This is a genomic window from Polynucleobacter sp. AP-Capit-er-40B-B4, assembly GCF_018882245.1.
In the GTDB taxonomy this organism is placed as follows: domain Bacteria; phylum Pseudomonadota; class Gammaproteobacteria; order Burkholderiales; family Burkholderiaceae; genus Polynucleobacter.
This window is the reverse complement of the sequence record NZ_JACVOV010000001.1, coordinates 31,976-50,146: the sequence shown is the minus strand read 5'-3', so window position 1 is coordinate 50,146 and position 18,171 is coordinate 31,976. Positions and strand designations below refer to the sequence as shown.

Sequence of the window (18,171 nt, the reverse complement as noted above, 5' to 3'; positions counted from 1 at the left end):
TCTAATTAAAGTGGAGCAGTTTATTGGGCTAGATTAAATTAAAGCCTTACTGGGCAAATATAAACTTTTTCAACTTAGCAAGGACCGCCTGCGCTTTTTCAGGATCTATCTTTCTTTCCCTTAACTCAACCAGGCCATCGAAAATCGCATCATAATCATCCTCAGATAGTTCTACCTCCAGGGTTTTATTTTTCTCAAGATATTTAATTATTTTGTACATAGGCTCTTATTCCTTTGGATTTTCGAGTTGAGGGAGGGTGCTTAAATATGCCTGATAAATCTGACGCATTTCATTGCCGGTGATTTCCTCAGACTTCATTACTGCCTCAACTAAATTTTCCACTAATTTCCAATTCTTTTTTAAGGTGTCTACCGTAGCCTTATACTCAGCCTTAAGCACATCATCTATTTGGTTCCGCAACTCATCGTTTCTAGATAGGTCTGGTTCCCATGAAACAAGGGAGTCATTAATCCCAAAACCAAATGAAGTGAGCATATAAGAAGCCACACGGGTTGCGGACTCCAGGTCTGAGCTAGGCCCAGTTGAAATGCCATCTATACCCATATGAATTTCTTCTGCAGCTCTACCGCCTAGCTTTACTCGAATTGTCTCCAGCAAGTTATTACGAGTTTCGTCTGGGTCATCCTCATCAAAGGCGTAACTGGTAAAGCCAAGATAATCATCCTTTGGAACTACGGATAAATAGGTGATGTTCTTAAGGCCGCGATTGGTTAACAGCATCATGGCTGCATGGCCAGCTTCATGAAAAGCGGTATCTCGAATCTTATCAAGCGGTAGAGTACGTACAGATTTACTTGGCACCTCATAGATTTGATCAATCAGATCTGCAAGTGAAATTGGCAGGTTTTTTCTTCGAGCCTGTCTTTTTGCAGAGCGAACTATTTGCTCTGCTCTCGCTAAGGAACCTACATAACCTTGCGAACTATTGGCTAACTGATCCATCTCTAATTGAGATAACTCACAATCTACCGCCTTTAAGAGTGGTTGATAAACATCTTTAAGAATTCTGGCAGTTGGATATGGTATCTGAAAGACTCTTTCGATACGCTTTGCTCTGAGAAGATTATCTGGAATCACCCTTTTATTTCTTGCCAAAAGTATAAATACTGGCTCATCCTCATTAAAGCTATCAAATAGAAATGGGGTCAAATCTAATGCGGAAGTTCCTGTGTGAACGTAAAGAATGCAAGGAGATAGAGCTTTAGCTTCTTTTAGCTGAGCCATGAAGTAATCTTTTATATCACTGGCTGTTAGGTCTTCTATGGAGCATTCAAGCAGATGAACTCCGGAGGCTTTTGCTAGCGATTTAGCAAAATCCAGTTTACCCATGCCGTGCTTTCCAACCAGTAATATTCCCCTCTCAAGATCTCCCCACTTTAAAGTTTTAGACCCCGCCAATATTTCCCTAGCGTCTTTGCTCCAGTCATAAGCCCAATCTCGAGCTTCTCCGAAGGCATAGAGTTCTTCTAAATTACGCGCATCTTTGCATTGATATTGGGCTAACCGATGTTCTAGTGAATCAAGTATATGGGGCAGAGGGGAATCTTTTACTTTCGCATTGATTAGAAAGTCTTCTGGAACTAGGAAGCGTGACCAAGATAGATCCTGCTCATCTTTTATATGGTGGTTATAGAAAATCTTGCAGGCTTTTTCCAGACTTTCCTCCGTAAACCTTGGTATTGTGATGACGGAAATTGCTGTATCGCGATAATATTTATTGATGCTCTCTAAATTATTTTGAACAATAAAAACATCTTTTCCCTGAGTAATTAGGGAAATAATCTGGCCAAAATCAGGACTTGTTTTATTATCGAATTCATTTTTTTCAGAAAGCTCGCTAAATATATAGCCTTGATATTTATCTTGAGATACTTTGGACTCAAGTAGTCTGCAGGAGAAATTCAGCAACTCTGATAGAGCATCTGAAAATTCCCGGTCAAAATTTGGAAATCTTGATTCAATCAAGTAAAGCCCTGGTTTTCCAGAGACCTTCTGATGTTGTTTGTATAGCTCGGTAATTTCATCAGCAAGATGAAGTGCTAAAGTCTTTCTGGTGATTGCTGGCTCAGCTATAGCTGATTTACATTTTCGGCAGTAGATAACTCCAGACCGATTTTCGTACCCACATAACTGGCATGCGCTCATACTGAATTTACCGTTTCTTGGAAAGTTTTAATCTTTAATAAGAAGTGCTTTGCTATTTACTTTGCTATTTTCTTTCATTAAATTAGGATATTAATTAAAGATCTTAATAGCAAATATAACTTAGGTTAGCTTGTCTATCCGGAAAATGTATAGAGCTAAATTATCAATTTAATTAAGTAACAATATAGACCTACTTTCGTTAATGGAGAGCAGATCTATATTGGATATAAATTAATCTGCCTCACTCACAATGCCACAGTTATCAGAACCATACTGAGCCTCAAAGATATCTTTGGCCTCGAAGTAATCCTCAGCTTCAATAGTCATATTGACGTAACGATCAATTGAATCTGTTACCAAATGAACTTCACATACGAATTTAGGCATTTTACTCTCCTCGTCTTTAATTAATTAATTTAACCTGAATGCTCCATCTTAAGTCTGAGATTGAAGTGCTGCAAGGTGAAATCCATATATTTAATAAGTATTTTTTAGTGTAAATTGGGATAAATTCCAAAGTAAGCCTATCTTATCTTCCCCCCCATGAACCGCTCCGTCCGCATCTTCCTCTCCTCTACCTTTCGTGACTACGGGGAAGAGCGTGACCTTCTAGTTCGCAAAGTCTTTCCCAATCTTCGGGCTAAGCTCAAAGATCGCTTTGTTGAGTTAGTCGATGTTGATCTTCGCTGGGGTATTACCGCGGCGCAGGCCGAGCGTGGTGAAGTGCTACCCATCTGCTTAGCGGAGATTGACAGGGCAAGACCCTTCTTTGTTGGTATGCTCGGTGATCGCTATGGCTGGGTCCCCCCTAAAGATGCGTATGCCCCCGATTTAGTAGAGCGCCAACCTTGGTTAGATAGTCACCGTGGTGGCAAAAGCGTTACTGAACTGGAGATGCTCCATGGTGTCCTGAATAATCCCAAAATGGCTGGCAGAGCTCTTTTTTACTTTAGATCGTCCTCCTATGCCAAACAAAAAGGCGGCGATTATTTACCTGAGTCGCCAGCCGATCACGAGCGTCAGCAAAAGCTCAAAGCGCGTATTAGTAAACACCGCTTCCCAGTAGTGCGCTATCAGAACCCAGAAGCCTTTGCCAAGCGCCTAGAAAAAGACCTTTGGAAACTCTTAGATAAAGAGTTCCCCGCTACGAGCGTGCCAGATGCCTATACCAGGGAAGGTCTAAAGCACGAAGCATACGCTGCTCCCAGAAGAAGGTTGTACTTAGGGGGAGAAAAGTACCTCCAGGCATTGACTGCAGCAATTACTAAAAAACAAACCAAAATCCTCATTGAAGGCGGCTCTGGCGGTGGTAAGAGTGCGCTTTTGGCGAACTGGCTACAAAGCTACCAAGCCAAACACCCCGAACACCTGGTCTTTGAGTATTACCTGGGCGCCAGTACCGACTCAGCCGATCCTGCGGTATTGGTGCGGCGCTTAATTGAGACCATCAAACGCATTACTGGCAGTAATGACGAGATTGCAGGAGACCCTCAAAAGCTTTATGACAGTATCCCTACATGGCTGGCCACTGCGAGTAGTTATGCCGGCAAACGTAAGACTAGTTGGGTGCTCGCACTGGACTCTTTAAATAGCCTGACTGACTTAAAAGACCTGCGCTGGTTACCAGACTTCCTGCCACCTCACATCACGCTCATCGTCTCAACCCTTCCGGGGGAGGTCAAAGAAGCCTTGCTCACTAAGGTAAGTAATGCGGTCAGTACTAAAGCGAGCAAGCGGCCAAGCTCCGCCAAAAAGGAGCAGTGGCACACCCTTCAAGTAAAGCCTTTAACCAGTACCCAGCGCAAAAACCTATTAGTTACTTACTTGGCCAAGTACAACAAAACCTTAGCTCCAGATCTCATCAAGCAAGCACTTGCTCATCCGCTGGCTAACAACCCCCTCTTTATAAGAACCTTAGCTGAAGAGCTGCGCCTGTTTGGAGTCCATGAAGAGTTGCAAAGGCGCCTAAAACAATACCTCTCTAGTAAAACCATTGATGATCTATTTGAGCGGGTGCTCAAACGCGTTGAGGGCGATAGCGGCAAACAGGCAGTGCAAATGGCCATGCAATCTATCTGGGCTTCTAGAGCAGGTCTTACTGAAAAAGAGATCCTCGCTATCGTTAATCTCAAACCCGCCACCTGGGCTCCGATCCGCAATGCCCTAGATGAATGCTTTTTAGAGTCCAATGGCAAGATTGCCTTTGCGCATGACTACATGAGGATTGCTGTCAAAGACCGCTACCTCAAAACCAAGCAACTCCAAAAACAAGCCCATATCAATCTAGCCAAATACTTCCAAAAACAAACAGCGGATGCTAGAAGAGCAGAAGAAGAGCCCTATCAGTGGAGAGAGGCGCAGGAGTGGGAGAGCTTGAAGAGGTGTTTGGTGGATAAGGGTGTGTTCGATTATTTGCTAAAGCGTAAAGATCGAAGTGAAATCTTGGCTTATTGGTTAGACATCCAGAAGCAACTTGATTGCCATATAGATGGTGAGGTCAAAAAATTATTACGCAAATGGAAGCTTGTCAAAGGTAGCGTAGATGATGCAAGGTTAATTTATGGAGTGGCAGACTTCTTAAGGTATTCAAGTTTGCATGGAGTGGCCCTTCAATTTGGTGAGCTTGCTCTCCAATTAATTCAGGAAACCCTAGGCGTAAAGCATCCTGAATACTTTAAGGCAGGAATGTTAATTGGCGATCTTTTAATCGCAAAATCTCAATACGACAAAGCCCGCGAGTTGATTGGAAAACTCTTAAAGCAGGCTGAGAAAATATTTGGCAAAACCAGTCTGCAAGTAGCCGAGTTAACGAATTGTCTGAGCACCTTATATTTCGGAGCAAGCGATTACGTTAAGGCAAGTGCATTGACAAAGGCAACCATTGAAATGCGGAGTAAGCTTTTGGGAGATGCTCATCCCGATACCGTTACGGCCGGCAATAATTTGGCCAATATAAAAGAGGCCTTGAGTGAGTTTGACGATGCCATTGCATTACATAGAAATTATTTGGCGCGTTACCGTCAAATTTATGGCGTACAGAGTGCATGGTATGCATTGAGTTTGAATAATCTCGCCAGCTCGCTTGAGAAAGTAGGAAAGCTTGATGAAGCAGTTCAATGCTTTAGACAGTCAATTCAAATTTACGAAGATTTACTGGGTCCATATTCATCAGACATCTTGATGCCCATTTCAAACCTTGGCCTATTACTGCCGAAGCTAGGGATTGAGGGGGAGGGTGTTGAGCTGTGTCGTAGGGCTCTGCACATCTGTGAACGAGTTTTTGGTGAGAATAACGCTGAGACAGCAAGGTTGCTTATTAATATTGCTTCTCTCATCTATGACCAAGGTGAAAGAAAAAATTTAATTCTTCGCGCTCACCGTATTTGTGAAAGCGTATTGGGGGAGCATCGAATTACAGCAATTTGCCTCTCCTTTTTGGCCTCAATTTATGATCAAGAGGATGACCTTGGGCTGGCTGAAAAATATTACTTAGCGTCGCTTGAGATGGCGCAGCGGATCTACGGAGGTGAAGGATATATTACCGCTGACTGCATGTTTAACGTTGGGAACTTCTACTCCAATAACTTTACTGATGTCGCTGACACTGCTCTGCAATACTATAGACGCGCTCTGGAGATCAAGCGAATTACGGTAGGAGACGATAGCCCTCATTTATGCCCTATTATGTTTGCTATTGCCGACACAGAAGAATGTTTGGAGCAATTCGAGCAGGCTAAAAAGATTTACCAGGAAATTTATAGAATCATTGAAGTGAACTTTGGTTTGGAGAGTATTCAGATCATTAATTGTCTAGCGCGTTTAGCTGACATTGATGAGAGGGATAAACAATATCAATCCGCTGAGGAGCTTTATTTAAGGGCTTATCGTCTATCTTCTTTGCACTATGGTGAGTCAGCAGACCTTACTGGAATTCTGAGTGAGAGACTTGGCTGGCTTTATCTGACCACGAACAGGCTTGATCAATCTGAAAAATATCTCAACGAAGCCTTGAAAATTACCCAAAAATGCCATGGAGTTAATTCGGAGCTAATAATTAAGCCATTAAAGGCCTTAGTTGAACTGGGCATAGCTCAATCTAACGCTCGGCTGGCCAATAAATACTTAGTGCAAGCCATAAATGTTGCCAAGTCCAATGAATCCGAAGAGCTAGAAAGTTTGGAGAGAATTGCTAAAGAAGTTGGCTTCATACCTGGTAAATAATGTTAAACACAGCAATTGATTGCCAATAAATGACCACAGCCCTATGCCCCCAATGTTCTGAGTTAGCGACTTTTAGTAAGAAGCGAGGTCAGTTTTATTGTTCTGAGTGCGAGCTAGCCTTTGATCTTTCAGCCGCCCAAATTGAGCCCCAAACCATATTCTTAAGTTATGCACATAAAAGTGAGCGGGCCGATGACTATGACATCTCAGAAGAGCTGGTCTGGCTGATTAAAGATGAGTTAGAAAAAGATGGCCATAATGTATGGATTGATCATGAAGGTATTACTGCAGGTGCACAGTGGCGAGAGCGAATTACTAACGCCATTTTGGGTCATACCCATTTTTTATCCTTCCTCTCCAAAAGATCGGTGCGAGACCCTGGCGTTTGCTTAAATGAAATAGCGATTGCTTTAGGTAGCGGTCGCCAAATCCAAACCCTGTTAACGGAAAGTGAAGAGGCTGTTCGTCAGCCCTTAACGATCAGTCATTTGCAGTGGCATCAGTTTGTTGACTGGAAGGCAATCAAAGAGGGACAAAAGACAGGACCTAAAGGCGAAGCTTGGGATGCCTGGTTCAGTGAGCGCATGGCGCTCATCCGTGAGAATCTCTCTGATGTTCAGCATCAAAAGGTGGCTGGGGATCTGCAGCGCCTCAAGGAGATCTTGGAGCCTAGAACTTTTGAGGCTGACATCATTAAGAGCATTGAAGGTTTTTATGGTCGTAAATGGCTTTTTGAGGCTTGCGAGCAATGGCTCAATACCTCGTCTAATCGACTTTTTTGGCTCAAGGGCAGTCCAGGTGTCGGTAAAAGCTCTTTTGCAGCAAAGTTAGTACACCAATCTAACTCAGCCATCGTTGGATTTTTTAAATGCGAGTTCCAGGGTAGCAAATCACCCGAAGAGTCAGCTAGCGAGTGCATCCGAACCTTGGCATATCAACTTGCTGCCCGCTTGCCCGATTACCGTACAAAGCTGCTCTATCAGCAGTTAATCGATAAAGACAAGATTAGCAAGAAGACGGCAGATGACTTATTTACTTATCTGATTACTGAACCCTTAAATACCTCTGGCAAGATCCCCGAAGCAACTCGCTTGGCGCTCGTGATTGATGCGCTAGATGAAGCAGGACGTAACGATGGTACCAATGCTCTAGCCGACCTGATTTATAAGCATGCCGATAAGCTGCCGCCTTGGCTAGGCATTATTGTGACTTCAAGACCAGAGCCTTATTTAGAGCAGCAGTTAGGTAAGTTTGAATCAACTCCGATCGAGGGTGGTACGGAGCAAAATTTACAGGACTTAAGAGACTACCTAAATGAGCAGCTTGACCCATCGATAGAAGAGCCTCAACGCAGCGCCATCATTAATCAAGTGATTGAAAAAAGTGGCGGCACCTTCTTGTACCTCAAGCTTATTGAGAAAGATAAAACCTTAGATTTGGCCAAGCCTGAAACCTTGCCAACAGGCATTGATGATGTCTTCATGCGAGACTTTAAGCGTTACTTCCCCGATCCAAAAGAGTATGGACAAGAAGCGGAGCCGTTCTTAAGGCTCATGGCAGTTGCACCGGGACCCTTGCCAGTGGATTTAACGAAAGACCTACTATCCTGGACTAGTCGCGATATCACCACTAAAGTAACTCAACCGCTAGGTAGCCTCTTGCAAGAGAAAAATGGGGGACTTGTCTTCTTCCATAAATCTATCTCGGACTGGTTGCAAGATCCCAAGCGCAGCGGACTTTATCAAGTGAACGACACTGGCGCCAAAGAACTAGGCAACTTCTTATGGCAAGAGTTTGAGAAGGGCGATCAATCACAGTGGCAATCGCAAGTTTTAGACTGGTTGCCAGCGGTACTACCAAGTACAGAGTGTTGGGAGAATTTAGCTGGCTTAATTAGATTTTCTGAGTTTTTAGAGGATCACACTAAGTACCAAGCTGCCATCTCCATTAGGGGGCGACATTTAGCAGTTTCAGAGAAGACTTCTGGAGATAACAGTTTTGAAGTGGCTCATAGTCAATTTGCTCTTGGTTTAATTTTATGGCGCGTATCAAGATTTCAAGATGCCAAAAATAGCCTTCTTCATTCCAAGAAAATTCAGGAAATATTGGGCCTTGAAAAAACAGAAATGTATGCGTTGACACTTGATGAAATTGGATTCAATCTTAAAGATCTTGTATTGTTAGACGAAGCACTCTTGTATTTTCAGAAGGCATTAGAGATTCGAAATTCTTTCGATGAGAAAAATGCAATAGACATTGCTGGGAGTCTAAATAAGATTGCCGAGCTCTATGATGCTCAGGGAAGCTTTACGGAATCAGATAAAACTTATCGCGAGAGTCTGCGTGCATATGCGGATTCGAGTTTAGCCGTAAGCATGAAAACAGCATCACTCTTAAATAATTACTCCATTCTTCAATTGAGAATGAATGGAGGGTTAATATTCGGACCAGAAAATCCATTCACATACACAAATCCTGCATTTCAATCTGCCAAAGAATTATTATCGCTGGCATTAGAGATGGCTAAGAAGACTAACTTTAGTCCTCACCATCCAGATAACGCGATCATATTCAATAATTTAGGCATTATTTCGCAAAATATGGGGGATAACGAAAGTGCAAGTAGCGCTTTTGCAAAATCCCAAGAATTTCTTTCTCAATCGGTTGGTAGGGATCACTCTTTGTATGCAACAGTGTTAAATAATGAGGCTGGGTTGCTATCTTGTTCGGGTATCGAGTTAGAACGTGCGAATGGATTGCTTAAGCGAGCCATTGACATCTATGAAAAGTCCATGGGGGCCGATCATCCGCATGTAGCAAGATGCTTAAATAACCTTGGAGTACTTTCTTATCTAAGTTCTGACTACCTTACCGCTAGTAAGTCTTATGAGAGAGGTCTTGGAGTCTACCTGGATACACTGGGTGAATCGCACTGCGATACGTCCCAGATTCAATGCAATCTTGGTGTGATGCTAATGAACGAAGGAAAGCATGAGGACGCTCGCTTGCTTTTCGAAAAAGCCTGCAGCAACCGAATTCAATCGCTTGGGGTTAAACATCCACAGACTGGTGTTAACTATATTTATTTGGCGAGAGCTTCATATGAAGCTCAAGATTACCTAAAAAGTGTTAAGGAATATCTTAAGGGTATAAGCAATTTAAGCCTTTGGGTGGGGATGGATTCTAAATATATGTTACAGGTACTAAATGAATATAAATTATCACTCCAGAAACTAGAACCTAAAAACTTTGAACACTACTCAATTGATCTTGGTGTAAATAATGAGCAGGGGAGTACATCCTCTTTACAGCCCATAATTAATCGCCTCGAAAATAAACTAAAAAATGAGAGGGTTGTAAAAGATGAAGGTAATCTTGTATCGACGATTGAAGAACTTTCAAAATCTTATTTGCGTGACCAGTTGGAGGTTTTGGATCTAGGTTTATTTGATCGTAGCGTATTAAGGGTATTTGAAATTACCAAAAATTTAGTCGGGTAAGTTTGAGTCATGAAAATTTCACCAGAACAGAAGAGGTCATTAGCTAAGTATCGCAAACTCATTGGGTCAAACGATTGGGGAATCGTCAACCAGGCCTTAGAGTTACTAAAAGTTGATGGTGATTGCGACTTGTGGCATATATTTTCTGATGGCGTTAGGGTTTGGAGACCGGGGGACGCTGGCAATCCTTATTCGATCATTATTCCTAAGGAAGCAGAAATTTATAAAAAGGTTAAGGCGCCATACAGAGGAGTTGTTGCTCTAAACGCATTGTTAGCAACGGGGAAGTTGGAAGCCGAAGAAGGTTTATATCTTGAGAACTGCCAGTTTATATCTGACCTATCATTTTTTCAAAACCTTAAGGATCTAACCAGATTAACTCTATCGCTTAGTGATCTACCGATTAATCTGTCTCCCTTGAGGCATCTAAAAAAATTAGATATGCTGTCTTTGCAGGGACTTAAGGGGTTATCTGATATATCTGTTTTTGAAGAATTGCCTGCATTGAAAACATTGTGGATAAGTTTTTGTCCGTCCTTGACGAATTTCAATTCAATTTCTCGCTTGCACAATCTAGAGTGGGTCGTGATTGATTTTTGTCATTCTTTAAATGATCTCAATGCGCTACGCGACCTGAAAATGCTTAGAATACTTAGGATCAGTACTTGCTCAAATTTGACCGACTATTCTGCTTTGGAAAATCTTACATCCCTCGAGGAATTAGGCTTATCAGGTCTTAATATAGGTGATGGTGCTTTTTTGTCCGGAATGACTGGATTAAAAAAGGTTGATCTTTTTCAAAGCAATATTGACGATATCAGCTCAATTAAAAATGCTCAGAATCTTACAAGCCTTTCGATTTCGTATCTCGCAGGTCTAAAGGATTTAACCCCTATCGGAGAATTGGATAATCTAGAATTTTTGTCTTTGCGAAATTGTGATTTGGTTGAGAATTTAGAGCCCTTATTTGACTTGCCAAAACTCGAGAATGTTTATTTGGGCTTAAAGTCTATTAAAAGCATTGATCAGTTACGTGGATTTAAAAATATTAAGAAATTGACTCTATATGATTCCGGTATCGATCCTGGTGATATAAGAAAGCTTCGCAGCCTACTCCCTGGTTGTCAAATAAAAATTTAGATTTTATATTTGGAATATGTCTTCATGTTTTTTCCAATACTCAATGTACTCTTCAACATTAATAAGGGTAATTGGAAAAAGTGACTCTTCAAAATTCGCGCGAAATCGATGAAGCATTTCAATAAAACTCATATCTGCCATAATTTTTCCATGCTTATTTCGTGAACGCTTATGTTGGTGGATATAGATAAACATAGCCTCGGCATAATTTAGCTGTTCTTCAGTCGCTTCAGGCTGTAAGGCCAGCACAGAGAGCTTGATCCACTTGTCGTCCATCGTTTTAATATGCTCGCCGCAGATCCGATTAAAGACATTCACACTTTGCCCAATATAGTAAATGTGGCCCTGAGAATTAAATAAGAAATAAATTGCGGCGATAGGCTGTAAGTCTCTTCCCAATAAGTAAAGTTGACGATGGTCAGGGCGAATAATCCCTGCTCCCTTAATCTCTGGAAGAGAAAAGTCCATTAATCTATTTTTGGAGATCTTGCGAGCGGCCAGCGCGCCAAGACGTAAATAGTATTTATCTTGTTGCGTCATTAAATAGTATGGCGTGTTCATTTTTTATCCTAGAAGTTGTGAGTTCAAAAGTTGCTCAAATGCTGAGCCGTCTTTGCGGGTTAAGTTAGGAACGTATCTTGAATAGGTTGTAAAGAGCATGCGTGTCGATGTGTGGCCCATTTGCCGCGCAATCCACTCTGGGTTTTCACCTGATGCAAGCCAAAGGGTCGCCGCTGTGTGGCGGGTTTGATAGGGTCGCCGTCGCTTAATCTTTAATTCAGTCAGAAGTGGATGCCAAATACGATTTGCAAAGTTGTGACGATTAAAGGGCTTACCATTTGATGCACAAAAGACGTAATCCGATTTAATGGATTCTCTACTATTTCTCTGTGCAGTTAAAGCATTGATGACAGGCGTAGATAAATCAATCGTACGATCTGATCCCGATGTTTTCGTTGAGTCTAGTCCACCAGCAACCCATGCTTGACTGATAGTTAATTGGGCTCTATCTAGATCAACGCATTCCCAAGTAAGACCAAGTAATTCAGAGGTACGCATGCCAGTGAAAAAGGCAACAGTTAAGTAAGGCTTAAATTCGTCGGGAGCACCTTCGAGAATTTGACCAACCTCCATTAGCGAGAAGGGGTCAATCTTAGTTTTAGGAACCCTTAAAGGCTTAATTCCCCGAAACCCAGTTACAAAATCATGGCGATCGGCTGCCTCAGCCAATATCTGGTTCAAGATATTTAAAATCCCATTGATACGGGTAGCAGATAAGCTCTTGCCATCCTCGTCCGCTTTGGCGAGAACCCCGCGATACGACAAGATATCTGCTTTGGAAATCTCATGTACTCGTCGTCCGCGAAAGCGAGGTAAAAGATGTTTGATCAAGATATCCTTCACTTTGCTCTGGGTGGAGCGTTTCCAATCTAGCTGCCGCTCTGTAAACCATAAGTCGGAAAATTCGGAGAAGCTAGGCATGCCATCAATGTTTACGATTGCTTGTTTTGCACCGGTATTGCGCATCTCCTGAGCGGCAACTTGGGCACCAGCAACCAATTCTTCATTGGTAACGGGTGTAATGCTTGGAGTTGCTCTTTCAAATAAATCCGCACGCTTGCTGTTTGGAAAGTAATTACGGTAGGAGAAGGTTTCTTCGTCTATCTCCTTTTGAATTGTCTTCATGATTGCTTCCAATCTAAAGATATTTGCCTTAGTGGGCTTGAGTTTGGTAAGCTCTTTGCAGCGGATGCCACGATAGCGAAAATCAAAAAAGAGGGCGTTTGATTCTGCTCGTGTGCGAATACTACCCATGACAAACACCTCCATTAGCCATTGGAATTTCCAAGACCGTTTGTTTGAGGTAATCCGTTTGGATGGTTTCCCAGATGTACATAACGCGTCTTGATCCTGGTAACCGCACGTAGTGGGTTCCTTCTATGAAGACGCGATCTTTTAGGTATTCATTTATGTAGCGAGCCTTATATGGAATATGGGCTGCCAATTCTGCTGCTTTCATGTATGTAGTCATATTTATTTCCCGAAGTTAACGTTATTTGAAATACATTATTACTGTATTACAAATATATTGTATATGAAAACATTTAATTTGTCAATTTGTATGACAAATGAGACAATATGAACAACAAATAGTTCGCGGGAGTAGTTTCATGAAAGTAAGTGGCGAAAGTAAACAGTTGGCAGTCAGAGTTGACGAATCATTTTTGTCGGCGATTGACCAAAAGCGTATCGAGCTATCAAAGGGGATGGGCTCTATTCCTAGTCGTTCAGATATTGTTCGCATTGCACTGGAACAGTTTTTGCAAATGAGTTCAGAGAATAAATAAGTCTTGACGATTTTTTTCCTACTCTATGTAGAGGAGAAAAAAGTGGGGTGGTGTTCGTAGTCCATCTTGAGAAATTTATAGCTTAGGCCCAAAACTGTCCCAAAATGGGCCCAATTTGGGCCCAGACAAGTTTTTGAATATTTTTGCAGTGCCTACGCGTTACGTGAAAACTCTTCGCATAACTGCAATGAGTTGTAAAAGTGCCATACATTAATACCCTCGCAATGCTATATAAATCAAAGCTTGCAGGGTGATGGTGGTAATACATAAGCAGCAGAGATCAATAGGGTAAAATAAATAGATTAGGCTCGTAGCTCAGCTGGTTAGAGCACCACCTTGACATGGTGGGGGTCGTTGGTTCGAGTCCAATCGAGCCTACCAACGAATAAGACCCAAAAGAAGTGCCATTAAGGACTTCAAAGAGGCGCGGATGCCCATAAGCTACCGCGCTTTCTTTTTGGGAAAGAAGTCAGGAATGAAGTTCAGTAAATAAGATGGGGTCATCATGCTTGTAGTTACTCTGCCCGATGGATCAAAACGTGAGTTTGAGGCGCCTGTTCGCGTAGCGGATGTTGCGCAAAGCATCGGTAGTGGTCTTGCAAAAGCTGCCTTAGGCGGCATTGTTGACGGCAAGATGGTGGATACCAGTTTTGTTATTGATAAAGATAGTCAGCTGGCTATCATTACCGATAAAAGCCCTGAAGCATTGGAGATTGTTCGTCATTCCACCGCTCACTTATTAGCATATGCCGTAAAAGAATTATTTCCTGAAGCGCAAGTCACGATTGGCCCAGTGATCGAGAATGGTTTTTACTATGACTTCTCTTATCACCGTCCATTTACACCTGATGACTTGGTTGCTTTAGAAAAGAAAATGACTGAGCTCGCTAAAAAAGATGAGCCAGTAACGCGTACCGTAATGCCACGCGATGAAGCTGTTGAGTTTTTTAAAAAGCAGGGTGAAAACTATAAGGCAGAATTGATTGCCAGCATTCCGCAAGGCGAAGATGTTTCCCTTTATGCAGAAGGCAAGTTCACCGACTTGTGCCGCGGACCGCACGTACCATCTACCGGAAAGCTCAAGGTATTTAAGCTGATGAAGCTTGCTGGTGCTTACTGGCGTGGCGATAGTAAGAATGAGATGTTGCAGCGTATCTACGGTACTGCCTGGTTACGTAAAGAAGATCAAGATACTTACTTGCATATGCTTGAAGAGTCTGAGAAGCGTGATCATCGCCGTCTTGGTAAGCAACTTGATTTATTTCATTTCCAAGAAGAAGCTCCAGGCTTAATTTTCTGGCATCCAAAAGGTTGGTCTATTTGGCAAGAAGTTGAGCAATACATGCGTCGCGTGTATCAGCAAGAAGGCTACCAAGAAGTTAAAGCGCCACAAATTTTGGATCGTGGTCTTTGGGAAAAATCAGGCCACTGGGAAAACTACAAAGAGAATATGTTCACGACTGAGTCGGAGAATCGTGCTTATGCATTAAAGCCGATGAACTGTCCTGGTCACGTACAAATTTATAACTCTGGTTTGCATAGCTATCGTGAATTGCCATTGCGCTTTGGTGAATTCGGTCAGTGCCACCGCAATGAACCATCGGGCGCCTTGCATGGTTTGATGCGCGTACGTGGTTTCACACAAGACGATGGTCATATTTTCTGTACTGAAGATCAAATTCAATCAGAGGTGGCTGCATTTGATAAAGCTGTTCGTGCTGTGTATCAAGATTTTGGCTTTACCGAGGTCGCTGTAAAGCTCGCCTTACGTCCAGCTAAACGCGTTGGCGATGACGCCATTTGGGATAAAGCTGAAGATGCTCTGCGCGGCGCCTTGAAGGCCTCTGGCCAGGAATGGGAAGAATTGCCGGGCGAGGGTGCTTTTTACGGTCCAAAGATCGAATATCACCTCAAGGACTCCATTGGGCGCACATGGCAGTGCGGCACGATCCAGGTGGACTTCTCCATGCCGGCCCGTTTAGGTGCTGAATACGTTGCTGAAGACAATAGCCGCAAGACTCCGGTCATGCTCCATCGGGCAATTGTGGGTTCTTTAGAGCGTTTTATCGGCATTTTGATCGAAAATCACGCTGGAAACATGCCGGTTTGGCTTGCTCCGACCCAGGCCGTAGTACTCAATATCTCGGGAAATTCTGCTGCATATGCACAACAAGTGCAGCAATTGCTGAAAAAACAAGGGTTTAGAGTCGAATCCGATTTGCGGAACGAGAAAATTACGTATAAAATACGCGAGCACGCATTACAGAAGATCCCATTTTTGCTCGTTGTAGGGGATAAAGAATCTGAAAGTAATACGGTGGCCGTTCGTGCCCGTGGCGGAGTAGATTTAGGTGTAATGCCTATTGATGCCTTCGTTGCCCGACTCCAGCAGGATATATCCCAGAAAGTCGGACCCGAGCCTAGCTAGGGTTAGAACGGTTTTTTATTGTTTTTTTAAAGGAATTAAGAAGATCGCTACTGAAAAATTGCAACGCATTAACCGGGAAATTACTGCTCCTGAAGTGCGTTTGATTGGAATCGATGGTGAACCCATCGGTGTAGTTAAGTTGAGTGAAGCCTTGGCTGCAGCAGAAGAGAAAGAAACCGATTTGGTTGAAATTGCTCCGACGGCTGTACCACCTGTAGTCCGCATCATGGACTTCGGCAAATTCAAATACCAAGAAGCCAAGCGGATGCATGAAGCAAAGCTGAAGCAAAAGGTAATTCAGGTGAAGGAAGTTAAATTCCGCCCTGGTACTGATGATGGTGACTACGGTGTGAAGCTACGCAATCTAATCCGCTTTTTAGAAGATGGCGATAAGACAAAGATTACGCTGCGGTTTCGGGGTCGTGAAATGGCCCACCAGGAAATCGGAGTCAGAATGTTGGAGCGTTTGAAGTTGGACCTCGTTGAGTACGGCCAAGTCGAACAGTTTCCAAAGATGGAAGGCCGCCAGATGGTGATGGTATTGGCCCCCATTCGCAAGGCTAAGTAATCAGGTTCTACCTGGTTCTTATGTAGGGAGGCATCGCAAGGTGCCGGTAGTTTGAAGTGCTTCTGGGTACAGGAAGAGTAACCGTCGGTTACCACCTATGTTGCACAAGTAATTGAAGGGGTGCTTTATGCCCAAGATGAAGAGCAAGAGTAGCGCTAAAAAGCGCTTCACGGTTCGCGCAGGCGGAACGATTAAACGAGGTCAGGCTTTCAAACGCCACATCCTCACCAAGAAAACCACAAAGAATAAGCGTCACCTCCGTGGTTCCACAGAAGTTGCGAAAGCTGACGTTAAGTCAATTCGCTCTATGCTTCCATACGCTTAACCTCAGACTAGATTAGGAGAATTAAATGCCAAGAGTCAAACGTGGGGTTACAGCAAGAGCCCGTCATAAGAAAATCACCGATGCTGCTACAGGTTACCGTGGCCGTCGTAAGAACGTATTCCGTATTGCTAAGCAAGCGGTTATGCGTGCTGGTCAATATGCATATCGTGACCGTCGCAACAAGAAACGTGTATTCCGCGCTTTGTGGATTGCTCGTATCAACGCGGCAGTTCGTCAGCATGACATGACCTATAGCGTATTCATGAATGGTATGAAGAAAGCTGCGATCGAACTCGACCGCAAAGTACTTTCTGATATGGCCATTGCTGACAAAGCGGCTTTCGCTGCTTTGGTTACTCGGATCAAATCCGTAGTAAACGCTGCAGCTTAATCTTAGTTTTCTAAACTAAGCTGCAATGGTTTCTCTCGACCACATTGTCGAGGATGCTAAACGTGATTTCCTCGGGGCTGCCGATGCGGCAGCTCTAGAGGACGCGAAAGCCAAGTATCTCGGTAAGTCAGGTGTTCTCACTGAGCGTTTAAAAGCGCTTGGTGGAATGTCGCCTGAGGAGCGCAAGAGTGCTGGCGCCCAAATTAATCAAATCAAAACTCAAGTTGAAGTAGCATTACAAGAGCGTCGCCAAGCTTTGGCTGATGCGGTATTGATGCAACGTCTTGCAGCGGAGTCTATTGACGTTTCCTTGCCTGGCCGTGGCCAAGCAGTAGGTAGCTTGCATCCTGTGATGCGCACCTGGGAGCGTGTTGAAGAGATTTTCCGTTCGATTGGTTTTGATGTAGCGGATGGCCCTGAAATTGAAACCGATTGGTTTAATTTCACCGCCTTAAATAGTCCGGAGAATCATCCTGCTCGTTCCATGCAGGACACTTTTTATATCGATGGCAAAGATTCCAATGAGAAGCCTTTGTTATTACGCACGCATACCAGCCCAATTCAGGTTCGCTATGCGAGTGAGCATGTTAAGAAATATGCCAACGCAGATGTGATGCCGCCAATCAAAGTAATTGCACCTGGCAGAACCTATCGTGTTGATAGCGATGCAACGCATTCACCGATGTTCCATCAGGTTGAAGGCTTATGGATTGCTGAGAGTGTTTCATTTGCAGACCTTAAGGGTGTCTACACCGATTTCTTAAGAACCTTCTTTGAAACGAATGAGTTACAAGTTCGTTTCCGTCCATCGTATTTCCCATTCACAGAGCCATCGGCTGAGATTGATATGGCTTTTGGTAGCGGCAAGCTTGCCGGCCGTTGGTTAGAAATCTCCGGAGCAGGGCAAGTGCATCCAAACGTATTGCGCAATATGGGTATCGACCCAGAGCGCTATACCGGCTTTGCTTTTGGATCTGGCCTAGAGCGCTTGACGATGTTGCGTTACGGCGTAGATGATTTACGTCTCTTCTTCGAAAACGATCTGCGTTTCTTAGCGCAGTTCCCCGCATAACCAAATCAGCA

The 18,171-nt window shown here is 43.3% G+C and carries 15 protein-coding genes and 1 tRNA gene; 10 read left to right on the top strand and 6 right to left on the bottom strand.

What is annotated here, in order from left to right:
- Positions 1-46: 46 nt before the first annotated feature.
- From ICN19_RS00255 to ICN19_RS00245, 3 genes are all read right to left on the bottom strand, one after another.
- A complete protein-coding gene (locus ICN19_RS00255) occupies positions 47-220 on the bottom strand; it encodes a hypothetical protein (RefSeq protein WP_216244719.1) in 174 nt (57 codons plus the stop codon).
- A gap of 6 nt (positions 221-226) precedes the next feature.
- On the bottom strand, positions 227-2,167 hold the full coding sequence (locus tag ICN19_RS00250) for an AAA family ATPase (RefSeq protein WP_216244717.1): 1,941 nt from the start codon (positions 2,165-2,167) through the stop codon (positions 227-229).
- Between the two features lie 231 nt (positions 2,168-2,398).
- Positions 2,399-2,554: a hypothetical protein gene (locus tag ICN19_RS00245; protein WP_216244711.1), complete on the bottom strand. Its 156-nt coding sequence runs from the start codon at positions 2,552-2,554 to the stop codon at positions 2,399-2,401.
- Between the two features lie 156 nt (positions 2,555-2,710).
- Here ICN19_RS00245 and ICN19_RS00240 point away from each other — a divergent pair, with 156 nt between their 5' ends.
- From ICN19_RS00240 to ICN19_RS00230, 3 genes are read left to right on the top strand one after another with little or no spacing between them, the layout of a single operon-like run.
- Positions 2,711-6,388, top strand: a complete 3,678-nt coding sequence (locus tag ICN19_RS00240; protein ID WP_216244709.1) for a tetratricopeptide repeat protein — start codon at positions 2,711-2,713, stop codon at positions 6,386-6,388.
- 29 nt (positions 6,389-6,417) lie between these two features.
- Positions 6,418-9,888, top strand: a complete 3,471-nt coding sequence (locus tag ICN19_RS00235) for a tetratricopeptide repeat protein (protein WP_216244707.1) — start codon at positions 6,418-6,420, stop codon at positions 9,886-9,888.
- Between the two features lie 9 nt (positions 9,889-9,897).
- Positions 9,898-11,028: a leucine-rich repeat domain-containing protein gene (locus tag ICN19_RS00230; RefSeq protein ID WP_216244705.1), complete on the top strand. Its 1,131-nt coding sequence runs from the start codon at positions 9,898-9,900 to the stop codon at positions 11,026-11,028.
- A gap of 3 nt (positions 11,029-11,031) precedes the next feature.
- Here ICN19_RS00230 and ICN19_RS00225 read toward each other — a convergent pair whose 3' ends face one another.
- From ICN19_RS00225 to ICN19_RS00215, 3 genes are read right to left on the bottom strand one after another with little or no spacing between them, the layout of a single operon-like run.
- Entirely contained in the window at positions 11,032-11,589 is a 558-nt protein-coding gene (locus ICN19_RS00225; protein WP_216244703.1) for a GIY-YIG nuclease family protein, read from the bottom strand.
- A 3-nt stretch (positions 11,590-11,592) separates the two neighbouring features.
- On the bottom strand, positions 11,593-12,843 hold the full coding sequence (locus ICN19_RS00220) for a tyrosine-type recombinase/integrase (RefSeq protein WP_216244701.1): 1,251 nt from the start codon (positions 12,841-12,843) through the stop codon (positions 11,593-11,595).
- Entirely contained in the window at positions 12,836-13,060 is a 225-nt protein-coding gene (locus ICN19_RS00215; RefSeq protein WP_216244698.1) for a hypothetical protein, read from the bottom strand. The genes ICN19_RS00220 and ICN19_RS00215 overlap by 8 nt, the downstream gene beginning before the upstream one ends.
- Before the next feature lie 139 nt (positions 13,061-13,199).
- On the opposite strand from ICN19_RS00215, the gene ICN19_RS00210 reads away from it, so the two are divergent.
- The 7 genes from ICN19_RS00210 (at position 13,200) to pheS (ending at position 18,160) form a co-directional block, all read left to right on the top strand.
- Entirely contained in the window at positions 13,200-13,376 is a 177-nt protein-coding gene (locus ICN19_RS00210) for a hypothetical protein (protein WP_216244696.1), read from the top strand.
- 304 nt (positions 13,377-13,680) lie between these two features.
- Positions 13,681-13,757, top strand: a tRNA-Val gene (locus tag ICN19_RS00205).
- A 124-nt stretch (positions 13,758-13,881) separates the two neighbouring features.
- A complete protein-coding gene (gene thrS, locus ICN19_RS00200) occupies positions 13,882-15,804 on the top strand; it encodes a threonine--tRNA ligase (RefSeq protein WP_216244695.1) in 1,923 nt (640 codons plus the stop codon).
- A 43-nt stretch (positions 15,805-15,847) separates the two neighbouring features.
- Complete coding sequence (gene infC, locus ICN19_RS00195) at positions 15,848-16,372, top strand: translation initiation factor IF-3 (RefSeq protein ID WP_205627502.1); 525 nt, start codon at positions 15,848-15,850, stop codon at positions 16,370-16,372.
- A 127-nt stretch (positions 16,373-16,499) separates the two neighbouring features.
- On the top strand, positions 16,500-16,697 hold the full coding sequence (gene rpmI, locus ICN19_RS00190) for a 50S ribosomal protein L35 (protein WP_011902674.1): 198 nt from the start codon (positions 16,500-16,502) through the stop codon (positions 16,695-16,697).
- 25 nt (positions 16,698-16,722) lie between these two features.
- Positions 16,723-17,088: a 50S ribosomal protein L20 gene (gene rplT, locus ICN19_RS00185; RefSeq protein ID WP_011902675.1), complete on the top strand. Its 366-nt coding sequence runs from the start codon at positions 16,723-16,725 to the stop codon at positions 17,086-17,088.
- Positions 17,089-17,113: 25 nt separating this feature from the next.
- The gene (pheS, locus tag ICN19_RS00180) at positions 17,114-18,160 is read left to right on the top strand and encodes a phenylalanine--tRNA ligase subunit alpha (protein ID WP_216244690.1); all 1,047 of its coding nucleotides are present in this window, start codon (positions 17,114-17,116) and stop codon (positions 18,158-18,160) included.
- The last annotated feature ends 11 nt before the right edge of the window (positions 18,161-18,171 follow it).